Genomic DNA, 20873 nt, shown 5'->3' on the forward strand with positions numbered 1-20873 from the left:
CAATTGCCCGGTCAAGCGCTTGGGTTACCCGTCCGCGACGCCCGCCTCAGCAAAGGTTGCCATGCCCGAGTGGCAGGCAACCGCGCTCTTGAGAATGTTGATCGCAAGCGCACCGCCGGATCCCTCACCCAGACGCAGGCCGAGGCTCAGCAGCGGTTCCTTGCCCAGTTTTGACAGCATCGCTGCATGAGCGCCTTCTGCGCTTTGGTGCCCCGCGATGGTATGATCCAGGGCCGAGGGCGAGATGCGCGCCAGACAGGCTGCGGCAGAGGTACAGATGAAGCCATCCAGAATGACGGGAATGCGCAACATGCGGGCCGCCGCCATCGCTCCGGCCATGGCCGCGATCTCGCGCCCGCCGAGGCAGCGCAGAACCTCCAACCCGTCTTCACTGCCATTCAGCGCCACGCCTTCAGCCACTACGCGGGTCTTGTTTGCAAGGCCCGCATCGTCGACCCCTGTACCGCGACCGGTCCAATCGGCGGCCTCGCCTCCGAACAGGGCGCAGGCAATCGCAGCGGCGGGGGTGGTGTTGCCGATCCCCATCTCGCCGACCACCAGCAGGTCGGACTTCGGGTCCACTGCCTGCCAGCCGGTTTGCAGTGCGCTCAGCAACTCGGCCTCACTCATAGCGGGGCCTTGGGTGAAATCTGCCGTTGGCTGATCCAGATCAAGCGCGTGGACGTCCATCTTTGCGCCCGCCGCCTTGGCCAACTGGTTGATCGCCGCGCCGCCATGTTCAAAATTCACAACCATCTGCACGGTCACTTCGGGCGGAAAGGCCGAAACGCCCTGCGCCGTGACCCCGTGGTTACCTGCAAAGACAATGACCTGAGGGGCCGCAACCTGCGGTCGCGCATCCCCACGCCACGCCGCATACCAGATCGCCAGATCCTCAAGCCGCCCCAGCGCGCCCGGCGGTTTGGTCAACTGACCATTGCGTTCAGCCGCGCCATCGGCCGCCGCTATGTCCGGCCCCGGAGCGCTGGTCAACGCGTCGCGGAACGTGTTCAAATCATTCAGTTCAGGCAGCATCAAAGCCTCATTGCATCAGAGTGGTCCTGTGTGTTTAACCGAAGCACTGAATCCAACAAGGCCTCGAAAGGCGCAGAAGTGCAAAAAAACGACACCAATCCGGTTTCCGCATGGGATATCCCGCTGGCGCTGGTCCTGTTGACGCGCCTGCCCCTGCCCCGTTTGCCCGAGAGGGTCTTTGCCCGGCAAGCGCAGGCGGTTTGGGCCTTTCCGGTGGTCGGCCTGGTGATTGGTACATTGGCCTGCGTCATTGGGTGGCTGGCGCTGACGTTGTCGGTTCCGCCTTTCGTGTGCGCCGTTTTGCTCGTGGCGACCCTGACCATGACAACCGGCGCAATGCATGAGGACGGGTTGGCCGATACGTTTGATGGCCTATGGGGCGGGTTCACGCCAGAACGCCGGTTGGAGATCATGAAGGACAGCCACATCGGCACATATGGCGTGCTGTCCCTGATTGGTTCGCAGCTGATGCGCGTTGCCGCCGTCGCGGCCCTTCTGTCAGCCGACGCGTTTCTGGCGATCATTGCCGCTTGTGTGGTGTCACGCGCGTTCATGCCCCTGCTGATGGCTGCATTGCCTAATGCGCGTAAATCCGGTCTCAGCCATTCTGTCGGCGCCCCGTCCGTGGGCCCAGTCGCGGTTTCGCTCGCTCTGGCGGGTTTGACGGGAGTTTTGCTGCTCGGTGGGCAGGTCATGTTGCCCGCCCTATGCGCCGCACTCGTTGTGGGTGTGCTGGCCCTCGTGGCAAAGGCCAAGATAGGCGGCCAGACCGGAGATATCCTCGGCGCTTCTCAGCAATTGACCGAAATCACTTTTCTGGTAGCAATAGCGGCTCAGCTTTAAGACACCCCACCCGTCTCAATCCGCAGGGTGCAGCCGCAATGCTTGCAATGCACCGCGTCCGGATCATGCCGGAACAAACCACAGCTGGGGCATTTGTGGCGCACTTTCTGCGGCATGAAAATCGCCTGTGCCAGGCGCACGAACAGAGCAACTCCGACCACCATGATAAACACCGAGAACAGCTTGCCCCAAGGCGTCGACAGGGTGATGTCACCAAATCCCGTCGTCGTCAGGGTCGCCATGGTGAAATACAGCGCGTCTATATAGGGGTTCTTAGCATCTTCAGGGATGAAAAAGACAAGAACCGCTGTCGAAGTTGCAAACACGAAAACCAGCAGATTGATGGCCGCGATGACCGCATCTTCATGCGTGCGGAAAAAGGTACTGTCGCGCCGTAAATCCCACAGCAGATGGTACGAGTGGATCAACCGAAGGGCGCGCAGGATACGCAGGAATGCGAGATTGCCGGTCAGAAACGGGTCGAGGATCAATGACACGATCACCACGATATCTGCCAGCGTATAAATTTTACGCAACAGCTTCCAGCGATCCTTGGCGATCCACATTCTGGCGGAAAAATCCAGAAGGATAATAAAGCCAACCACCCAACTGATACCAGTAACCCATGGGCCATGCGGAAAATGCGCAGTGGCGACAAAGAAGATGATGGTGACCACATCGAACAGGATCAAACCATAGCGGAACCAAACCGAAATCGGGGCCTTTCCGATATATAGGAACTTGACCGTCTTCTTCATGCCCAACCGGTATCTGCTTGCATCTACAGAAAAACTAACCGGTTTTCGCCAATCCACCAAGCAACGAAAAAGGCCGCCCCGATGCCGGAGCGGCCTTGCAGTTTCAATCGTCGCGACCTTAAGCGGCAGCGGCGCGTGAGGTCAGAACATCATCGACCTGCTTGGCGGCAGAAATTTCTCCGTCTCCGGACACGGCGGCGACCTCGCGGGTCAGACGCTCCAGCGCGGCTTCATAAAGCTGACGCTCGGAATAGCTTTGCTCGCGCTGGTCATCGGTGCGGTGCAGGTCGCGAACCACTTCGGCGATCGAGATCAGATCGCCCGAGTTGATCTTCTGTTCGTATTCCTGCGCCCGGCGCGACCACATGGCCCGCTTGACCTTGGCCTTGCCCTTCAGCGTCTTCATCGCCTGGCTGATCACATCCGGCGAGCTGAGCGAACGCAGACCGGATTCGGTCACTTTGTTTGTCGGCACGCGAAGGGTCATCTTGTCTTTCTCAAAAGAGATGACGAACAATTCGAGCGAAAATCCAGCGACGTCCTGCTCTTCGATCGAAATGATCTGACCCACACCATGGGCGGGGTAGACAACATAGTCGTTCGGGCGGAACTCAAGCTTTTTCGACTTCGACATTCAATTCATTCCTTGGTTTTGGACCGGGATGCGAACAACAAAAAACCCACGCTCGGTGCCTATTGTGGCCCCGGCAGGCGGTCTGTTTGTCGCAAATTCAGAACTCCAAAGCGAGCATACTTACGGAGTACATCCCAATCTCAGTCATCATGTAGAGATGGAGTATATCACAAAAATGAGACACTCAAAAGTTTCCCTAAGGGAATTTTTTTATAAACGGCCTGCAATCAAGGGATTAGGCTTTGCAGACCGCTTTTCTTAGCCATCCAAATGGGGCGCGAATCACTTACCCGCCTTCACCCGGAGCTTCGGAGAAATACTTCTCCATCTTGCCTTCCTCGCCATCGCGCTCCTCCGCCTCTGGCAACGGGTCTTTTTTGGTCACGATGACCGGCCACATTTCCGAGTATTTGCGGTTGAACTCGACCCAGGTTTCCATGCCTGGTTCGGTGTCGGGACGGATTGCATCAGCCGGGCATTCTGGTTCACAGACGCCGCAGTCGATGCATTCGTCGGGGTGGATGACCAGCGTATTCTCACCTTCGTAGAAACAGTCCACAGGGCACACTTCCACACAGTCGGTGTATTTGCAGCCGATGCAGTTTTCGGTAACGACGTAGGTCATGTTTAGAATCCCATTCAGGTTTGGCGTCTAGCTAGTTCAGTCCGGGTTTGGCTTCAAGATGTGGGGCCGTTTGGCGTGCGAGAAAGATCAAGCGCGCGCCGATCTTTCTTGGTTGGACGACCTTTTCCCTCATATGACGGGTTTTTGGGCGGTATGTCCTTCTTTTCCGTCATATCGAAGTACAATGTTTGCGCCTCGGGGGCTGGGCCGCGGCGGTCGCCGAGTTTTTCAATGCGCACGACCCGGATGATTTTGCCCTGTGGAAAGGTCAGAACGTCGCCGGGAACCACCGCTTGGGCGGGTTTCAGAACGCGGTTGCCGTTCAGCCTGACATGGCCGCCGCTGACCTGTTTGGCCGACAGGCTACGGGTCTTGAAGAACCGCGCCTGCCAGAGCCATTTGTCGATCCGCAGCTTGGTCTGATCCATGACGGATCAGTTGCCGCCCTTCAAACCCATCAGCGCTGCTGCAAACGGGTTGTCGGGATCAATCGCCTTTTCCTTCTTCGGAGGCCGGGACGAGAAGGACTTCGCGCCCTGTGGCTTGCCGCCCTTCTTGCCTTGCGGCTTGCGACCGTCCTGAGGTTTCCCACGCGGCTTGCCTTTGCCCTGCCCCTGTTCACGGCGCGGGCCGCGATTTTGTTGGCGCTGACGGCCCCATGTGAATGTGTAGAACACCTCGACCTCGGGTTCGTCATTTGCGGGTTCCGCGGCCGGACCCTCGGCTGCCGCCTCGGTGCTTTCGGTGGCCTCGGCTGGCGCCTCGGCGGGTGCGGCGACCTCATCTGTCGAGGCCTCGACGGTCGGGGTTTCTTCGGCGGCGGGGTGTTCTGCCACTTCAGTCGCAGGTGCCTCAGCCGGAACGGCTTTGACCTTTTCACGCTCACCGTGTTCGGCCTTGTAGCCCAGACCCTGCATCAGGTCCGCGAACTGATCCAGCGTCATGCCTGTGATCGAGAGCATGTCAGGCTTAGCTTCAAAGCCACCCCGGCTGTCCTCAGAGCGCAGCATATCAGCCAGACGCTCCAGCATATCGATCCGGATCGAGCGTTCACCCGCATCGCGGTAGCCACACATGGTGTCATAGCCCTGCGGCGCATCCTTGGCGACCGGCACAGTGACCAGACCCGGAGGCGGTGCCTCGGGGAATTCCTGCAGACCGCTGGACAGTGCCCAGAGAACCAGGCGGAGGCGCGTTGGCGCAGGTTTTAGCAGCAGCGGCATGAAGATGGTGAACTGACCAAAACGGATGCCGTGCTTGCGCAGCGCGCCGCGGGCGTCCTGATCCAGATCCTTGACCTCTTGCGCGACCTGCGCGCGGGGCAGCACGCCCAGCGCCTCGACCATGCGGAAGGCAAAGCCTTTCGCCAGACCGGACAGTTCTTCGTCTCGAGACAGGTTCAGCAGCGGCTCGAAAAGCGCGGCCACTTTACGGTCGATGAAGTGCTGCAGACGGCGCTGCACCTTCTGTTCGACGTCCGGCCCTGCGGCCTCATCCACAAAAACCTCGACCATCGGCTTGAGAGGCTCAGCCCCAGCAACCAGTTTGCCGACAGCGTATTCGCCCCACATCAGGCCGCCCTGATCTGTGAAATCAATTTCGGTATCGGGTGCATTGTAGAAGCGATCGGCACGCAGATGGAATTGCGGCGCGAGTGCTTGCAGCGAGGCCGACTTGAGCGCTTTCGCCTCAGCCCCTTGCGCGCTTTTGTCCGGTGTAAACCGGAACCCTTCCAGACGACCGACGAATTCGCCTTCGACGGTCACTTCACCCTTGTCATTTACTTCGGCCAAAAGGGCCTCCTTCTGTTTGAGCCGGCGCAACAACACAGAGGTGCGCCGGTCCACAAATCTTTGCGTCAGACGATCGTGCAGAGCGTCCGACAACCTGTCTTCTACAGTGCGCGTTTCCTCACGCCAATGCGATTCGTCACGGACCCAGCCGTTTCGTTGCGCAACATATGTCCAAGTGCGAATATAAGCCAACCTTTTGGACAGCGCATCAATATCTCCGTCCGTGCGGTCGATCCGGCGGATTTGCCGCGCCATGAAGTCACCCGGGATCGCGCCGCGTTCGTGTAGATGGCCGTAGATCACCTCAAGCAGATTGGCATGTTCCGAATGGCTAATGCCCCGAAAATCGGGAATTCGGCACACATCCCATAGCAATCTGATCGATGGGCCATCGCTGGCGCGGGCTGCGACTTCGGTCACTTGCGACAGCGATTTTAACACGTTCAGGTCGTCTGCAGGGCGGGCCTTGGTCAGATGTTCGTCATTCGGGCTGACCTCTAGCGAGTCGATCAGCGCGTCCACTGAGCCGAAGCGAAGGGCGGCATTCCGCCAGTTCAGCTTTTTCATCGGCGTAAAGCGGCTGTCCATGATCGCCTGCGCGACACCTTCGTCCAATGGCGGGGCCTCGCCAGTCACGCCGAACGTGCCATCCGACATACCCCGGCCTGCCCGGCCCGCGATCTGGGCCAACTCATTCGGGGCCAAGGGGCGCATCCGGCGACCGTCGAATTTGGTCAGGGACGAAAACGCCACGTGGTTCACATCTAGGTTCAGGCCCATCCCGATGGCATCGGTGGCAACCAGATAGTCGACCTCACCATTCTGATAGAGGTCGACCTGCGCGTTCCGTGTGCGCGGGCTGAGTGCACCCATGACCACGGCCGCCCCACCCTTTTGGCGGCGCAGCAGTTCTGCGATGGCATAGACGTTTTCGACCGAGAACCCGACAATGGCGCTTCGCGGGGGCATTCGGCTGATCTTTTTCGATCCCGAATACACCAGCTGAGACATCCTCTCGCGCCTTACAAACTGCGCCTCGGGCACAAGTGCCGCAATCGGTCCGCGCATGGTGTCGGACCCCATGAACAGCGTCTCGCTCGTTCCCCGCGACCGCAGCAACCGGTCGGTGAAGACGTGTCCGCGTTCGGGATCCACGCAGAGCTGAATTTCATCAATCGCGACGAAATCTGCGCCCATGCCTTCGGGCATCGCCTCGACCGTGCAGACCCAATACTGCGTACGCGGCGGTACGATCCGCTCCTCGCCGGTCACCAGCGCCACGACCGAGGGGCCGCGAATGGCGACTATCTTGTCATAGACCTCACGCGCGAGCAGACGCAGAGGCAGGCCGATAACACCAGTCCGATACCCCAGCATGCGTTCGATCGCGTAATGAGTTTTACCTGTGTTCGTTGGGCCAAGTACGGCCACTACTCGGGATGACCCGCTCACCTTTGCCCCCTGCGCCTTCCGACTTACAGCGCCTTGCCTTCAACCTGAGGCTTCAGCCGATTCATGGCATTGGTTACTTCTTCATGATGGGGATGTATAGCCAACGCGCGGGAATAAGCCTCAAGCGCCTGATCGGGTTTGCCGACCACCTCGAAGATCAGGCCCAGACCGTAAATGGCCTGATAGTTGTTCGGGTTGAGGGTCAACGCGTGTTCCAGATCGGCGGCGGCCATTCCAAACCGGTCGATGCCGAAAAAGGCCGAGGCCCGCGCGTGCCAGCCTTCGGCAAATTCGGGCGCGTGGTCGGTCAACGCGGTGAGATGTTCGATTGCGGCCTCGATATCGCCATCATCCAGCGCTTCGCGCCCCCGCTCAAGCAACAGATCAGCCGAGGCCGAGCCCGATTGCGACCACAGCGCCTGCAACTGACGATCCAGACCGATGGCTTGTTCCGGTGTTGCCTGCGCAAGTTGCCGCAACAGCGCTTCTTCGTCGCGGGAATCCGCTTGTTGCGCTCCACCACTGGTGGAAAACATGACTAGAACGGCAAGTGCCGCAACGGTACCTTTGAGATTGGTGATAGCAATACCCATAACAATGGTCAGTGTAGCGTTGCGACCGAGGATGTCCATTCACGGCGCATAAACAATATGAGGAAAAGCATGAGCGAGATTCTTGAAAAGGCTGCGGCCGCGCTGAACGAAAAGCTGGCCGGCGGTGGCTTTGATGCGTCCGCCAAGTTTGCAATCGCCGATCTGGGCGCAATTGTTCTGGATGGAGACGGTGCCCGCGTCAGTGATGACGACGCCGATGTGACACTCAGCGCGGATGCGGACACGTTCGAACAGATTCTCAGCGGCGATCTGAACCCAACCGGCGCGTTCATGTCCGGCAAACTCAGCGTTGACGGTGACATGGGAATCGCCATGCAGCTTGCATCGGTTCTGGCCTGATGGAGTACTCGCCGGCCCCCTTTTATGATGACGTGGCCGGCGACCCTGCCGGTGGTACAGCCCATTGGCTCCACACCGCCGACGGCAAACGCATCCGTGTCGGGCATTGGCTGCCCGAAGATGCAAAGAACGGCACGGTCTTCCTGTTTCCAGGCCGCACCGAATATATCGAGAAATACGCGAGCACCGCAGGGGAATTCCTGAATCGCGGATTTGCCGCCCTCGCCGTCGACTGGCGCGGACAGGGCTTGGCCGACCGCATGCTGGACGAACCCCGCATCGGGCATGTCGATAAGTTCACCGACTATCAACATGACGTCGCCGTGGTGCTAGAGCTGGCTGAGAAGTTGGATCTGCCGCGCCCGTGGTATGTGATCGGGCATTCGATGGGCGGAGCCATCGGCCTGCGGGCGGTCATCCAGAACGATTGCTTTGCAGCCTGTGCATTTACCGGGCCGATGTGGGGCATTTTCTTTGTCCCGCTCATGAAGCCCCTTAGCCGTCTTACAGCCTATTGGGGCACGGCACTGGGATTGGGGGAACGCACCCCGCCGACCACCTCGTTGACCAGCTATGTTCTGGCGGAGCCGTTCGAAGGCAACTCGCTGACGCGCGACCCGGACATGTTCAAGATGATGCAAGATCAACTGAAGGCGCACCCCGAACTGGCACTTGGTGCCCCGTCCAACCAGTGGTTGCGTGAGGCGCTCAGCGAATGTGAATGGCTGATAGAGCAACCGGCGCCGGACATCGCGTGCCTGACCTATCTGGGCAGCCACGAACAGATCGTTGACCGCAAGGCGATTCGGGCACGGATGGCCAACTGGCCCAATGGTCGCCTGGTCGAGATCCCTGATGGTGAGCATGAGGTGCTGATGGAGGCCCCCGAGGTTCGCAACCCGGTTCTGGACGAGCTGACCGCACATTTCCTGGCAAATCGCTCCTAGGACGTCCGCACGGCACTGATCTTGACTGGCGGCTTGTGATCCAGGCGCGCCAGCCCTAGATGTTTGGCAACAAAGCTAATCAGAGGTGTTCCATGCGCGACCTGCCCTTTCCCGTCCGTGATGCAAATGCAGTCGGCGGTGCCGATAACCTTGGCAACTTGCCCGAATGGGACCTGACTGACCTCTATGCCTCGGAAGATGCGGCCGAGCTGACGCGGGATCTGGACTGGCTCGAGGGCGAATGCGCCTCCTTCGCCTCGGACTACGAAGGCAAACTGGCCGATCTGGATGCCGCAGGCCTGCTGACCTGCGTACACCGCAACGAAAAGATCAACGCCATTGCCGGTCGGATCATGTCCTTCGCCGGTCTGCGCTACTACCAACTGACCACCGATGCCGATCGCGCTAAGTTCCTGTCGGACATGCAGGAAAAAATCACCGTCTTCACCACCCCTCTGGTGTTCTTCACGCTCGAGATCAACCGCATCGAAGACGACGTTCTGCAGGCCCATTTCGCGGCCAATGCTGATCTTGCACGTTATGAGCCTGTCTTCCGCCGCATCCGCGCGATGAAACCCTACCAACTGTCTGACGAGCTGGAGAAATTCCTCCACGACCTCGGCGTTGTCGGTGACGCGTGGGAGCGTTTGTTCGACGAAACCATCGCGGCACTAACCTTCACCGTCGACGGCGAAGAGCTGAACATCGAAGGCACCCTGAACCTGCTGACGGAACAGGACCGTAGCAAACGTGAGGCGGCCTCGCGCGAGCTGGCCTCAGTGTTTCAGGAGAACATCAAAACCTTCGCCCGTGTTCACAACACGCAGGCCAAGGAAAAAGAAATCGTCGACCGCTGGCGCAACATGCCAACCGCTCAGACCGGTCGCCACTTGTCGAACGACGTCGAGCCCGAAGTGGTCGAGGCGCTGCGCGAAGCCGTTGTCGCCGCCTACCCCAAGTTGAGCCATCGTTACTATGAGCTCAAACGTAAATGGCTGGGTCTGGACGTGATGCAAGTCTGGGACCGCAACGCGCCCTTGCCGATGGAAGACACCCGCATCGTCGGCTGGGACGAGGCCGAAAAGACGGTTATGGATGCCTATAACGCGTTTGATCCGCGCATGGGCGAGATCGCCTCGCCCTTCTTCTCGAAAGGTTGGATCGACGCGGCGGTGAAGCCGGGTAAAGCGCCCGGCGCCTTTGCACACCCAACCGTAACAGATGTCCACCCTTACGTGATGCTTAACTATCTGGGCAAACCGCGCGACGTGATGACCCTTGCGCATGAGCTGGGTCACGGTGTCCATCAGGTCCTGGCGGCGGATCAGGGCGAGATGCTGTCCTCAACCCCGCTGACACTGGCTGAAACCGCCAGCGTGTTTGGTGAGATGCTGACCTTCCGCAAAATGCTGGACAAGGCCGAAACCAAGGAACAGCGCAAAGTGCTGCTGGCCGGCAAGGTCGAAGACATGATCAACACGGTCGTCCGCCAGATTGCCTTCTACGATTTCGAATGCAAACTCCATGCCGCGCGCCGCGAAGGCGAACTAACCCCGGACGACATCAACGCCCTGTGGATGAGCGTTCAGGCGGAAAGCCTCGGGCCGTCATTCGAATTCATGGAAGGGTATGAAACGTTCTGGGCCTATATCCCCCATTTCGTGCATTCCCCCTTCTACGTCTACGCCTATGCGTTCGGAGACGGCCTCGTGAACGCGCTTTATTCGGTCTACGAAAGCGGCGCTGAGGGGTTCGAGGACAAGTATTTCGAGATGCTGCGCGCCGGTGGATCGAAACACCACAAAGACCTGCTCGCCCCGTTTGGCCTAGATGCCAGCGACCCCAAGTTCTGGGATAAAGGCCTGTCGATGATCTCGGGCTTCATTGACGAACTGGAAGCGATGGAGGGCTGATCACTCCTGTTTCTTTGTCGTCAGGAAGACTGCAGCCACAATCAAAATAGCTCCTAGGGCCGCAATCGGTGTGATCGCGGCCCCCAGGAAGAGCGCCGAATTGATAAACGTGAATACGACGGAAGCGGCAAACATCAACGTTGCCGTCAAAGTCGATACGCGCGCGGCGGCCTCGTACCAGAGGTAGTAGGCCATCGCCGTGGGAAGGACGCCCAGTAGGATCAGAAAGATCACATCTTTCGCCGTCGGGGTTTGCAGGGAAAACGCAGCCAATGGCAGCAACAGTACGCCCGCGCAGACAAAAATTCCGAAAAGAAAGTTCAATCGCTCGGCCGTTGAGGTCGAATTGCGCAGGGCCTGGCTACTTGAAACCAGAAACACGGCCCAACTAAGCCCTGCGCCAATTTCCAAAAGATCACCGAACAAAGGCTCTCCCCCGCCCTGGAAATCGCGGAACACGGTCAGGAACACCCCAAAGATCGCCAGTATCGTGGCGAGTACATCCACGCGCGTAACTGGTGCATCTGCAAAGAAATAAAGGAAAAGCAGCACAAAAAACGGGGCGGTGTTTTCTAGGACCATGGCATTGGCGGCCCCTGTGTGTTCTAGCCCTATGTGAAACAGGATATAATTCACGACTGTCGACAGTACGGCCAGCCGAAAGTTCCAGTCTTTGTGTTCGATCGAAACGGGCACACGCATGACCCGCAAAATGCAATAAATCGCCAGTGCCGCGATGAACAAGCGGGTCACCGCGATCTGCAGCCCACCCAAATCGCTCGTCAGATAGCGCACGATTACACTATGCGTGCCCCAAAGAAACGCGGCTAGAAACCCAAGAAGCAACCCGTTCTGCAACAATGGTTGATTTGCTGTAGAGTTAGGCATCTTGCGCATGGCCTACTTCAACTGGCTGTCTTTTGATCCACGCCGGTTGATGCCTGCCCGCTGCTGATAAGTCCCATCCCTATCCTTCTGACAGTCCAGACACAGCTTGACGCCGGGCAGCGCCTGGCGACGTTTTTCGGGAATGGGTTCCTCGCATTCCGCGCAGTGGGTCAGGCTTTCACCGACCGGCCGCTTTTGTGCCTGCATGCGGGCCAGTTCGTCGGAAATCGACGCCTCAATCTGTTCGCTGACCGCACCATCGCGGGCCCAACCTCCCGCCATCACACCTCTCCTTTTTTGGATGCAGCACAGAATACGCGCGCCGGGCGACTGCTGGCAAGTCAGAGGGGAACGGCATCCGCGAACACGCGATCAATCATCTCTTGCGTCCCACGCGAAAACTCCAGCGGGCACGGATAGGCCGCCCCGCCGCGGACCGAGCGGCAGAAGGCCTCAACCTGCAGTTTGTAGTGATCGTCGCCTGGGAACCGGGTCACCTGAACCTCAAGCCCCGGTCGATGCAGCTCGACCCGCGCCTCGCCGAACACCCGCGCGTTGAACGGAGCGGTCAGGCGGATGACACCGCCCTCGCCGTGAAACACCATCTCTTGATGCGGGTGCATCCGGATCGATACATAGGCCGAATAGGTAAAGCCCTGGAATTGCGCGCGAATTTCGGTGAACGTGTCGATGTCGTCCTGCCACCGGATCGCGGACTGAACTGCGGAGGGCTCCTGGCCTGTGGCAAACCGTGCGCCGCCGATAACGTACACCCCGATATCCCGCAGCCCGCCCCCGCCGGTCTCTGCACGATTGCGAATGTTGGTCACTTCCTCTCGATTGTCGAAACTGAACGCGCCGGTCACATGGACCAGCTTGCCAATGGCACCATCAGCGATCAGTTTGTGCACGAACTGCCACTGAGGGTGATGCACGATCATATAGGCCTCAGCCGCCAACAAACCTGTCTGATCGCGCTTTTCAATCAATGCATCGAACTCAGCCGCCTGCATCGTCATCGGCTTTTCGCACAGCACATGTTTGCCCGCGTCGAGCGCCCTCAGGCTCCATTCGACATGCATGTGATTTGGCAGAGGGATGTAGACGGCCTCGATCTCGGGATCATCCAGCAGCGCGTCGTAGCTGTCATAGACGGTCAGATCGGGGCAAAAAGCCTGAAAAGGCTCGGACTTGGCCGCGTTTGAGGTCGCAAGCCCGGCCAACCGCGCCCCGTCTGCGGCGTGAATTGCAGGCGCCATATATTGCCGCGCAAATTTGGCAGCCCCCAGAACACCAAATCGAACCGGTTTCTGCATCGCTCTCTCCCTGATCAAGCCATTTAGATGTGCCGCTGACTCAAGACCGAGGCGGGGCAAGTGTCAACAAACGATGCAAAGAGGATGAGGTATCCGGCGCAGCACTTTGATTTTCATCACTATAAAAAAAACAGCCCGCAGGTATCTGCGGGCTGTGCGATCCTTGGATCTAGCGGGTAGTTAACATACCCTTCTCGCGGGCTAAATCGCGCATTTTCTTTTGAAGTTTCTCAAAAGCGCGGACCTCGATCTGACGAATACGCTCGCGGCTCACATTATATTGCGTGCTGAGCTCTTCCAAAGTCACCGGCTGATCCATCAAACGGCGCTGGGTCAGGATGTCCTTCTCGCGGTCATTCAGCACCTCAAGCGCAGCGGCCAGCAACTCACGCCGAGCGTCCAGTTCATCACGAGCTTCGTAGTCACCCGCCTGATCGGCGTCTTCATCCTCAAGCCAGTCCTGCCATTGCATGGTGCCTTCGCCCTCGGACCCGACGGTCGCGTTCAGCGAGGCGTCACCGCCCGACATGCGGCGGTTCATGCTGATGACCTCTTCCTCGGTCACGCCAAGATCATTGGCGATCTGAGCGACGTTTTCAGGGCGAAGGTCGCCCTCTTCCAACGCACCGATGCGCGCCTTGGCCTTGCGCAGGTTGAAGAACAGCTTTTTCTGCGCCGAGGTTGTGCCCAGCTTCACCAGCGACCAGGACCGCAGGATGTATTCCTGGATCGAAGCGCGAATCCACCACATTGCATAGGTCGCCAGACGGAAGCCCTTTTCCGGGTCGAACCGTTTGACCGCCTGCATCAGGCCCACATTGGCCTCGGAAATAACCTCGGCCTGCGGCAGACCGTAGCCGCGATAGCCCATGGCAATCTTGGCCGCCAGGCGCAGATGCGACGTGACCATTTTATGAGCGGACTCGGTGTCCTGCTCTTCGACCCAGCGCTTGGCCAGCATGTATTCTTCTTCCGGCTCCAGCAGAGGAAACTTGCGAATTTCCTGCATATAGCGGTTCAGTCCGCCCTCAGGCGTCGGCGCGGGGAGATTTGCGTAATTTGCCATTTTGATGTCCCTCCGACAAATGTTTAGCTCTTTAACATACGATATGGGTAAGGAACCCATCCCTTTCAAGAGGTACCGTTAACAGTTTGAAATTAAGCTTGGGTAAAGGAAAGCTAAGAAACTCTTACTCACAAGAGTTTGCGTATTATGACAAAGGGGTGCGCAGCGTTTCAATCAGGTCCTGCATGTCCCGCGGCAGATCAGCTTCAAATCGAAGGTTTTCGCCTGTTACCGGGTGTTCAAAGCCCAATACGGCGGCATGTAACGCCTGACGCGGAAAGGCGCGTACGGCCTCAGAAGTTGCCGCACTGAACACTTTGGCCGCTAATTTACGTTTGCCGCCATAAACCGGATCACCGACCAGACCATGGCCTGCATGGGCCATGTGCACGCGAATCTGATGGGTGCGCCCTGTTTCCAGCCAGCATTCGATTAGCGCGAGCCCTGCCGGGGCACCAAATGTTTCAACCACACGCGCCCGCGTCACCGCGTGCCGCCCTCCGTGAAACAAAACCGCCTGTTTCTGACGGTCGGTCTTGTGTCGGGCAAGCTGAGTGGTCAGGCGCATGATATTGCCCGGCTCGAAACTGACGCCTTTGACACCCCGCAAGCGCGGGTCATTGGCATCGGGCACCCCGTAGCAAACCGCCCGGTAATAGCGTTCAACACTATGCGCCTCGAATTGCGCCGCAAGCCCGTGGTGAGCTGCATCCGACTTGGCGACCACAAGTAGCCCACTGGTTTCCTTGTCGATACGGTGGACAATGCCAGGTCGTTTAATCCCGCCAACCCCGGACAAGTCTGCCCCGCAATGATGAAGCAGCGCATTCACGAGCGTTCCACTTGGCGAGCCTGGCGCAGGATGCACGACCATCCCTGCAGGTTTGTTCACCACAATCAGGTCGTCATCCTCGAAGACCACGTCCAGCGGGATATCCTCGGGGTCGATATGGCTGTCTTCGGCCTCTGCAACCGTGATGACCACCATGGCTCCTTCCGCCACCTTGGCCTTCGGATCGCGCACCTCAGCGCCCTCGACCAGAACCGAGCCCTCCTCGATCAAACGGGCCAGACGGGTGCGTGACAGGTTTTCCTCGGCTGGCACATCCCGCGAAAGCGCCTTATCAAGGCGAGGCGGCGGAGCGGCCGCGATCTGAAACTCAACCTGTCGGGTGCCCATGACTGTCCCTTCCGAACCCCAAGAAGAACCGCAGGAAACGCCGCAGCTGAGGCTACTTCGGCGCATGGTCATGCTGTTGACCGCGGTGATGATTGGCGGGGTTCTAGTGACATTCGCACTGATTGTCATCCGGCTATCGGATCGAACCCCGACCCTGCCCGATCAGATCGAACTGCCGAATGGCGCCAAAGCACAAGCGGTAACGATCGGCAACAATTGGTATGCCGTCGTTACCGACGACAACCGCATCCTGATCTTCGACAAAACCACTGCGAAACTGCGGCAAGAAATAGTGCTGGAACCCTAGGCGTCGGCTTGTTCGAAGACTTCCGCAAAGGTCTTTTGCAGGGCAGTATCCACATCTGCCATGGTCACCGGCAACCCCAAGTCAACCAGCGATGTCACGCCGTGTTCCCGAATGCCGCAGGGCACAATGCCCGAGAAATGGTCCAGCTCAGGCTCAACATTGATCGAGATGCCGTGAAAGCTGACCCATTTGCGCAGGCGCAGACCAATAGCGGCGATCTTGTCTTCCGCGGGTCGTCCGGTGATTGTCAGCGGTTTGTCGTCTCGCTGCACCCATACGCCAACGCGCCCGTCGCGAATCTCGCCTTTGACGTTGAACTCATCCAATGCGGCGATCACCCAAGTCTCGAGCTGTTTAACGAATAGGCGCACATCGCGGCCTCGCTTGTTCAAGTCGAGCATGACGTAGGCGACGCGCTGACCGGGGCCGTGATAGGTGTATTCCCCGCCGCGCTTGCTCTCATAGACAGGGAACCGGTCAGGGTCAGTCAGATCCTCGGGTCGCGCAGACGTCCCTGCCGTGTAAAGAGGCGGGTGTTCGAGCAGCCAAACGCATTCCTCGGCCTCGCCTGCAGCAATAGCCGCTACGCGTGCCTCCATAAAGGCGACGGCCTCTTGGTAGTCGGTCAGCCCGTCTGAGATCTTCCATTCCATGCTTGCCTCATACCGTGCCGGTCGGTTGGGGGAAAGAGGTCACGCGGCCTCTTCCAGACATTGCTTGAGGATATTGGCGTATGCCTCGACCCCTTGCGCCCCTGTGGTCAGGTATTTCCCGGCGAACACCATCGAAGGCACGCCGGAAATGCCGCGGCTGGTCCAGAATTGCTGTTTCTCCCGCACCGGAGCCTGATGATCCCCGGATGCCAAAGCCGCACGCGCGGCTTGCGGGTCCAACCCGGCAGCCTCAGCCGCGTCTGCAAGAACATCGATGTCAGAGACATCCTTTTGATCCGTAAAATACGCTTTAAAGAGCGCCAGTTTCAGCGGATGCTGCCGCCCCTGCCCCTCGGCCCAGTCCAACAACTGATGCGCCTGGAACGTATTCACCATGCGGCTGTCGTCGGTGAAATTGAAATCAAAGCCAAGCTCTGCCCCAATCGAGGTCAGCCTCTCTCGCGCCTGCGCGCTTTGCTCGGCGGTGCTGCCGTATTTCTCCATAATGTGTTCGCGCAGGTTCTGCCCTTCGGCTGGCATCTGCGGGTTCAGCTCGAACGGATGCCACCTGAGCCGCGCGAGTACGTTTTGCTGCTGCAACGCCTGATCAAGCTGTTTGAAGCCGACGATACACCAAGGACATACAACATCAGAGACAACATCAATCTGAACAACGGGGCGGGTATCAGGGGTGGTCATCGGGGGCTCCTACAAGGCGGTTGGCTGTTAAAGATATGAATGCCGGTGCTGAATTTAAACCAACGCGCTTTTGCCTCTTCACATCCGGGTTCCAAGGGTCTATACGCCGCGCTACCAAGTCATTGGCAGTGCGGTCGTGGCGGAATTGGTAGACGCGCAGCGTTGAGGTCGCTGTGGGGTAACTCCCGTGGAAGTTCGAGTCTTCTCGACCGCACCATTGTTCCATGAAATATGTAATGGTTGCAATTATTTGCTGGGTAAGGCTGTTGCCTGGTCCACCTTTTGGACCACCTTGATGGCGTTGCTTGTCTATAGTCTTAGAGAGCGATGTATAGCTCCGTCAGGCAACTGCAATTGCAATGTATTAAAAGTCTAAGAGAAATACCGACTTGTTTCCCGGGTTTTTCAATTTGCAAATGCAACGCATGGCGCGTTGAATTCTTGTGGTGGCTGTGTGATGCTTGATGCACAACATGTAGATTTTTGGCTCCCATGGGTTGATTTCGGACCTGAGGCGACAAGTGGACATAGTATGAAGAATGAAGTTTTTGATGGTATAGTTAGCCAAGAGGTACTTTTCCAAGTTTTGGAAAGTCAGGCGACCTTGGATGCGGTAAGGGCTTTTTTGCGATCAAAGAAACTGCCGCATTCAGCCTCTAGCTGGAAAGCTATGATCGAAAACAGGATCGACCCGGCGTTATCGAACGGGTTAATCACTGTCGATGAATTGGTCGGTTTGATCCGCGAAGCTGAAGAGCATGGCAGCAAACACGTTAGGCTTTTTCACTATGACCCGAATAGCGTTGATGAATTGGGGCGAGCCATTGCTCCGCAAGCTGTGGGTTCTTGGGCAAAAAGCAAAGGCTTGCCGGAAATTGGGAACTATGTTTTTGCCGCCTTTCCAGCGGAGCCCATTGTCGCGGAAGTTAGAGTAGGCGACGGTAGTGACACTGACGCTTTGATCATCAAGGTTGCTCGGACTGAGTACCGTCGAAAAAGAGGAATTTTGACAGAGTACGACGGACGACAGGTGTACGTATCTGACCGTGTCCCTTTCAGGGCGGTTGATGTATTGAAGTTGCATACAAGCGGGCTTTTGGAGGTCCGACTTAATCCGAGAAGTGAACCACCGATTTCATACCCCGGATTTGCCGCCTCCGTACTCGGCCATCTGGAAGGTTTGGTCGAACCGTCCAAAATAGGTGAACTCAGCTTGTCTAACGCCAAGAACTCATTCTCGGACCTGCAAAAAAGGAAAGAGGTCGCGGAGAACTTTGAGTTGTATGAAACTCAGCATAAGAATGACCGTGGGGATCGGATACAATCGACTTCACAGGCTGATCAGGGTGGGATTCTTGAATCGGATGTGATGACAGAAGTGATCAAGCAGTTTACTGTGGGAGATCCTGACGCTTACTGTGAGAGGGTTCGTGTTTCCTACCAATTTGGTGAGATAAAGAAGATCAACGCAATCCTGTCAGAAGATACCAACGAGATTATCTTTACTGCAGGGCTATCTAGGCAAGAGTTTGACGAAGTGCTTTTTGCGATCCTAAAGGTGAACAGCAAGGAATGATGTTTGGTAAACGTCGCATTGCAGGCTGGGAGACTCGACTCGATTTTGAAGTCGATAAGCTTCGCAATGCTAAGACGTACCGCGAATTGACGTTAAACAGAATTAAAGACCTTGTTGGTGCTCCAAACGAGGCGGAATTGCTGCGTGCCCTCGCTAAGCGTGTGTCCGAGGGAAACCTAAACGTCGTTTACCGTGTGATATCTCCGTGGTCAAAAGCGTCATTGGCGACATTTAGAAGCCCCTTGGATGTTCCGGAAGAAATGCTGGACGAAAGTACCGGTGAAATGATCGACATCGATCATTTCCGCAACGTTGAAGCTGTTTACGTTTCTGAGGTTGTTGGTGCCGAGTGAAAAGAAACGCGAAGGATGGTTCGCTCAATCGGAAAAAATCTACGAAGAAGTTAAGTCGCTCGAGGGCCTTCAGCAGTCAGAGGTGTTTAGAGATCGGCTTGCCGTAATCCAAGACGAGCATGCCAAATCAGCTGTCGAGCTAATGGTTTGGTCATGGTTGCGTGATGGCAAGCCGAAGCGAAACAAACAACAAGCCGACATTTTTTCCACAGACAACATTCTGATTGCGACTTTCGCTGTAGTTTTCTTTGTCGCTTGGCTTGAACTCAGAATGTCAGTGATTTGGGCAGGTGCACTGGCGTTTATTGCGATGGTATCTTTGCGCTTCGTTTTGAGAATGTTTGATCGTGGGTTTATGTTTCGCCGACTGTTTACCGCTTGTGTTACATCAGGGCTTTTTTTGATAGTACCAGCCAAATGGAATTTTGAGTTCGAGACTCCCTACGGCCCGGTTTCATATGGCGGAGCACCGAGTGGTGCTTTGATCATGATATGGTCAATTTGCACCATTCTGACCTTCGGTGCCGCAGTTTGGGAGCACATCGCATCTGAGAGGACCTAGATGATTGTTATCTATCGGCGCACGGTTAGCCGACCCTATGTACATTTGTGAGGGGTCATAACTTATTGCTATTAAAATAAAATCAGCTGGTTAGGAAAGCCTATCTCTATGTGCTACACTCCTGGATACCGATACTTGTGGGAACCAGGTTCATTGTTATGCACAGTCTTGCGAGGCTATTCGCTGTCGGATGTTTGACTTTTTTTGCTGGCTTAGCAAAAGCTGAATTACCGGTGTCACCAATGTTTCCTAGCTATGGAGACTGTGGTTCGCTTAATTCGGAATTGTCTTCAGAAATCTCCAAGTTATTCCAAAGTGAAAGGTTTTGTCAGGCTACAGCTAAAGATAGTGGCGAAAAAATAGGAAGCTATGCGTTTTCGGCGTGTGGCAAGCAGTCGTGGACGATCCGGAAATCGTGTATCCCAGAAAAATCAGCTCTCGTTTGTGCCAGAGTACATAGAGACAAAGAGCTCAAAACATGCCACTTTCGCGCGGAACAAACCGTGAGATCAAAGAGGATTGCCAGACAAAGAGCCTCTGAAAGTATTGTCGAAATCATTGCAGGACCGAGTGGAGTTAAGTCGTACAGCTCCATTAAGTCGTGGCAACGCAACATTGGTTTGGCAAAGGGGGTTTGGTCCAACGCGAAGTCACTAGTGGATCCATTGTCATCTACACAGGACAGGTATTCCGCCATCAGCGGGCTAGCGCAGAAAATTTCGAAAAACTCTCGCGCTCACTCGTTAAGCAAACGGCTCACTCAAGATTCAATAAGTCGAGCGCAGTTTATCAACAATCAAGCTTTTCAGAGATTGGACGAGGCGTTTCGTGAGTTTGAAGCCAAAACAGGTGTGAGTGGCGGCCAAGGAGGAACCTATCAGGCTAGGTTCGCAAGAATTCAAGAACAAGTCGGATACGATGGTTCAGGTAAACCTGACGGGCAGCTTGAGATGGCGTTTGATGGACTGGCGAAAGAAATCGAAGTTATCAGCAATCAATCGATGGCGAGCAACAGAAGTGTAATGGCTGCAGCCGCAGCAGAAAAAGCAGCCGCAGCAGAAAAAAAGGCGGCCCTAGCAGCGCAGAGGCGCGCATCGGAACGAAAGAGCAAACGGGCTAATCGCAATGCTTCGACCACTGCACCTGTGAGGAAATCTAGAGATCCCGGCTGTGATTACGCAGAAAAAGTTCAGTGGCCGGAAATACTATACCTGAGAAACAAACGTAAAGCACAAGGAACTTGGACATCGGAGCTCGAAGCAGAGCATCGACGTGTTCAGGCCGTGCTTCGGAACGCGGGTTGCCGGATCTAAAGTGGAA

General features: G+C 56.9%; 23 protein-coding genes and 1 tRNA gene. 10 read left to right on the forward strand and 14 right to left on the reverse strand.

The window, feature by feature from the left end; genetic code table 11:
- Positions 1-24: 24 nt before the first annotated feature.
- A complete protein-coding gene (cobT, locus tag ACR0IP_RS06380; protein ID WP_480524493.1) occupies positions 25-1035 on the reverse strand; it encodes a nicotinate-nucleotide--dimethylbenzimidazole phosphoribosyltransferase in 1011 nt (336 codons plus the stop codon).
- A 78-nt stretch (positions 1036-1113) separates the two neighbouring features.
- Between cobT and cobS the strand changes: the two genes are divergently transcribed.
- A complete protein-coding gene (gene cobS / locus ACR0IP_RS06385) occupies positions 1114-1878 on the forward strand; it encodes an adenosylcobinamide-GDP ribazoletransferase (protein WP_480524494.1) in 765 nt (254 codons plus the stop codon).
- Here cobS and ACR0IP_RS06390 read toward each other — a convergent pair.
- From ACR0IP_RS06390 to ACR0IP_RS06415, 6 genes are all read right to left on the reverse strand, one after another.
- A complete protein-coding gene (locus ACR0IP_RS06390; RefSeq protein ID WP_170469956.1) occupies positions 1875-2636 on the reverse strand; it encodes a potassium channel family protein in 762 nt (253 codons plus the stop codon). The two genes, cobS and ACR0IP_RS06390, sit on opposite strands and share 4 nt — an antisense overlap.
- Before the next feature lie 118 nt (positions 2637-2754).
- Positions 2755-3270 carry a CarD family transcriptional regulator gene (locus ACR0IP_RS06395; RefSeq protein ID WP_170376497.1) on the reverse strand — a complete coding sequence of 172 codons (516 nt, stop codon included), beginning with the start codon at positions 3268-3270 and terminating at the stop codon, positions 2755-2757.
- Between the two features lie 286 nt (positions 3271-3556).
- Positions 3557-3895 (reverse strand): ferredoxin FdxA, encoded by a 339-nt coding sequence (gene fdxA / locus ACR0IP_RS06400; RefSeq protein WP_170469959.1) that lies wholly within the window; start codon positions 3893-3895, stop codon positions 3557-3559.
- 53 nt (positions 3896-3948) lie between these two features.
- Positions 3949-4323, reverse strand: coding sequence for an RNA-binding S4 domain-containing protein (locus ACR0IP_RS06405; protein ID WP_480524497.1), 375 nt, complete (start codon positions 4321-4323; stop codon positions 3949-3951).
- A 6-nt stretch (positions 4324-4329) separates the two neighbouring features.
- Positions 4330-7140: a helicase-related protein gene (locus ACR0IP_RS06410; protein WP_480524499.1), complete on the reverse strand. Its 2811-nt coding sequence runs from the start codon at positions 7138-7140 to the stop codon at positions 4330-4332.
- 23 nt (positions 7141-7163) lie between these two features.
- Positions 7164-7772 carry a tetratricopeptide repeat protein gene (locus tag ACR0IP_RS06415; RefSeq protein ID WP_170469968.1) on the reverse strand — a complete coding sequence of 203 codons (609 nt, stop codon included), beginning with the start codon at positions 7770-7772 and terminating at the stop codon, positions 7164-7166.
- Between the two features lie 30 nt (positions 7773-7802).
- Here ACR0IP_RS06415 and ACR0IP_RS06420 point away from each other — a divergent pair, with 30 nt between their 5' ends.
- The 3 genes from ACR0IP_RS06420 (at position 7803) to ACR0IP_RS06430 (ending at position 10953) form a co-directional block, all read left to right on the forward strand.
- Positions 7803-8093: an SCP2 sterol-binding domain-containing protein gene (locus tag ACR0IP_RS06420; protein WP_170457946.1), complete on the forward strand. Its 291-nt coding sequence runs from the start codon at positions 7803-7805 to the stop codon at positions 8091-8093.
- Positions 8093-9040: an alpha/beta hydrolase gene (locus ACR0IP_RS06425; RefSeq protein WP_170551429.1), complete on the forward strand. Its 948-nt coding sequence runs from the start codon at positions 8093-8095 to the stop codon at positions 9038-9040. Before ACR0IP_RS06420 ends, ACR0IP_RS06425 begins: the two co-directional genes overlap by 1 nt.
- A 92-nt stretch (positions 9041-9132) precedes the next feature.
- Positions 9133-10953 (forward strand): M3 family oligoendopeptidase, encoded by a 1821-nt coding sequence (locus tag ACR0IP_RS06430; RefSeq protein ID WP_170376476.1) that lies wholly within the window; start codon positions 9133-9135, stop codon positions 10951-10953.
- Here the strand turns inward: ACR0IP_RS06430 and ACR0IP_RS06435 are convergent, their stop codons facing one another.
- The 5 genes from ACR0IP_RS06435 to ACR0IP_RS06455 form a co-directional block, all read right to left on the reverse strand.
- Positions 10954-11850 (reverse strand): DMT family transporter, encoded by an 897-nt coding sequence (locus ACR0IP_RS06435; RefSeq protein ID WP_480524502.1) that lies wholly within the window; start codon positions 11848-11850, stop codon positions 10954-10956.
- Positions 11851-11853: 3 nt separating this feature from the next.
- Complete coding sequence (locus ACR0IP_RS06440) at positions 11854-12123, reverse strand: DksA/TraR family C4-type zinc finger protein (RefSeq protein ID WP_170376470.1); 270 nt, start codon at positions 12121-12123, stop codon at positions 11854-11856.
- A 59-nt stretch (positions 12124-12182) separates the two neighbouring features.
- The gene (locus ACR0IP_RS06445) at positions 12183-13157 is read right to left on the reverse strand and encodes a Gfo/Idh/MocA family protein (protein ID WP_480524504.1); all 975 of its coding nucleotides are present in this window, start codon (positions 13155-13157) and stop codon (positions 12183-12185) included.
- Between the two features lie 169 nt (positions 13158-13326).
- Complete coding sequence (rpoH, locus tag ACR0IP_RS06450; protein WP_170665326.1) at positions 13327-14223, reverse strand: RNA polymerase sigma factor RpoH; 897 nt, start codon at positions 14221-14223, stop codon at positions 13327-13329.
- 145 nt (positions 14224-14368) lie between these two features.
- Positions 14369-15403 (reverse strand): RluA family pseudouridine synthase, encoded by a 1035-nt coding sequence (locus ACR0IP_RS06455; protein ID WP_480524506.1) that lies wholly within the window; start codon positions 15401-15403, stop codon positions 14369-14371.
- Here ACR0IP_RS06455 and ACR0IP_RS06460 point away from each other — a divergent pair.
- Complete coding sequence (locus ACR0IP_RS06460; RefSeq protein ID WP_480524508.1) at positions 15402-15710, forward strand: DUF6476 family protein; 309 nt, start codon at positions 15402-15404, stop codon at positions 15708-15710. The two genes, ACR0IP_RS06455 and ACR0IP_RS06460, sit on opposite strands and share 2 nt — an antisense overlap.
- On the opposite strand, the gene lipB is transcribed toward ACR0IP_RS06460, so the two are convergent.
- Positions 15707-16363, reverse strand: coding sequence for a lipoyl(octanoyl) transferase LipB (lipB, locus tag ACR0IP_RS06465; protein WP_480524510.1), 657 nt, complete (start codon positions 16361-16363; stop codon positions 15707-15709). The genes ACR0IP_RS06460 and lipB overlap by 4 nt on opposite strands.
- A gap of 39 nt (positions 16364-16402) precedes the next feature.
- Positions 16403-17062 (reverse strand): DsbA family oxidoreductase, encoded by a 660-nt coding sequence (locus ACR0IP_RS06470; protein WP_480524512.1) that lies wholly within the window; start codon positions 17060-17062, stop codon positions 16403-16405.
- Between the two features lie 130 nt (positions 17063-17192).
- On the opposite strand from ACR0IP_RS06470, the gene ACR0IP_RS06475 reads away from it, so the two are divergent.
- From ACR0IP_RS06475 to ACR0IP_RS06495, 5 genes are all read left to right on the forward strand, one after another.
- Positions 17193-17279, forward strand: a tRNA-Leu gene (locus tag ACR0IP_RS06475).
- 315 nt (positions 17280-17594) lie between these two features.
- Positions 17595-18638, forward strand: coding sequence for a hypothetical protein (locus ACR0IP_RS06480; protein WP_480524514.1), 1044 nt, complete (start codon positions 17595-17597; stop codon positions 18636-18638).
- On the forward strand, positions 18635-18991 hold the full coding sequence (locus tag ACR0IP_RS06485) for a hypothetical protein (RefSeq protein WP_480524516.1): 357 nt from the start codon (positions 18635-18637) through the stop codon (positions 18989-18991). Before ACR0IP_RS06480 ends, ACR0IP_RS06485 begins: the two co-directional genes overlap by 4 nt.
- Complete coding sequence (locus ACR0IP_RS06490; protein ID WP_480524518.1) at positions 18981-19553, forward strand: hypothetical protein; 573 nt, start codon at positions 18981-18983, stop codon at positions 19551-19553. The genes ACR0IP_RS06485 and ACR0IP_RS06490 overlap by 11 nt, the downstream gene beginning before the upstream one ends.
- 194 nt (positions 19554-19747) lie before the next feature.
- The gene (locus ACR0IP_RS06495; protein ID WP_480524520.1) at positions 19748-20866 is read left to right on the forward strand and encodes a hypothetical protein; all 1119 of its coding nucleotides are present in this window, start codon (positions 19748-19750) and stop codon (positions 20864-20866) included.
- Positions 20867-20873 lie beyond the last annotated feature (7 nt).

This window comes from Ruegeria sp. AL11, assembly GCF_056540865.1.

Coding starts and splice junctions, on each gene's coding strand:
- cobT (WP_480524493.1), bottom strand. CDS start 1,035: ATGCTGCCTGAACTGAATGATTTGAACACGTTCCGCGACGCGTTGACC.
- ACR0IP_RS06390 (WP_170469956.1), bottom strand. CDS start 2,636: ATGAAGAAGACGGTCAAGTTCCTATATATCGGAAAGGCCCCGATTTCG.
- ACR0IP_RS06395 (WP_170376497.1), bottom strand. CDS start 3,270: ATGTCGAAGTCGAAAAAGCTTGAGTTCCGCCCGAACGACTATGTTGTC.
- fdxA (WP_170469959.1), bottom strand. CDS start 3,895: ATGACCTACGTCGTTACCGAAAACTGCATCGGCTGCAAATACACCGAC.
- ACR0IP_RS06405 (WP_480524497.1), bottom strand. CDS start 4,323: ATGGATCAGACCAAGCTGCGGATCGACAAATGGCTCTGGCAGGCGCGG.
- ACR0IP_RS06415 (WP_170469968.1), bottom strand. CDS start 7,772: ATGGACATCCTCGGTCGCAACGCTACACTGACCATTGTTATGGGTATT.
- ACR0IP_RS06420 (WP_170457946.1), top strand. CDS start 7,803: ATGAGCGAGATTCTTGAAAAGGCTGCGGCCGCGCTGAACGAAAAGCTG.
- ACR0IP_RS06425 (WP_170551429.1), top strand. CDS start 8,093: ATGGAGTACTCGCCGGCCCCCTTTTATGATGACGTGGCCGGCGACCCT.
- ACR0IP_RS06430 (WP_170376476.1), top strand. CDS start 9,133: ATGCGCGACCTGCCCTTTCCCGTCCGTGATGCAAATGCAGTCGGCGGT.
- ACR0IP_RS06435 (WP_480524502.1), bottom strand. CDS start 11,850: ATGCGCAAGATGCCTAACTCTACAGCAAATCAACCATTGTTGCAGAAC.
- ACR0IP_RS06440 (WP_170376470.1), bottom strand. CDS start 12,123: ATGGCGGGAGGTTGGGCCCGCGATGGTGCGGTCAGCGAACAGATTGAG.
- ACR0IP_RS06445 (WP_480524504.1), bottom strand. CDS start 13,157: ATGCAGAAACCGGTTCGATTTGGTGTTCTGGGGGCTGCCAAATTTGCG.
- rpoH (WP_170665326.1), bottom strand. CDS start 14,223: ATGGCAAATTACGCAAATCTCCCCGCGCCGACGCCTGAGGGCGGACTG.
- ACR0IP_RS06460 (WP_480524508.1), top strand. CDS start 15,402: ATGACTGTCCCTTCCGAACCCCAAGAAGAACCGCAGGAAACGCCGCAG.
- ACR0IP_RS06455 (WP_480524506.1), bottom strand. CDS start 15,403: ATGGGCACCCGACAGGTTGAGTTTCAGATCGCGGCCGCTCCGCCGCCT.
- lipB (WP_480524510.1), bottom strand. CDS start 16,363: ATGGAATGGAAGATCTCAGACGGGCTGACCGACTACCAAGAGGCCGTC.
- ACR0IP_RS06470 (WP_480524512.1), bottom strand. CDS start 17,062: ATGACCACCCCTGATACCCGCCCCGTTGTTCAGATTGATGTTGTCTCT.
- ACR0IP_RS06480 (WP_480524514.1), top strand. CDS start 17,595: ATGAAGAATGAAGTTTTTGATGGTATAGTTAGCCAAGAGGTACTTTTC.
- ACR0IP_RS06485 (WP_480524516.1), top strand. CDS start 18,635: ATGATGTTTGGTAAACGTCGCATTGCAGGCTGGGAGACTCGACTCGAT.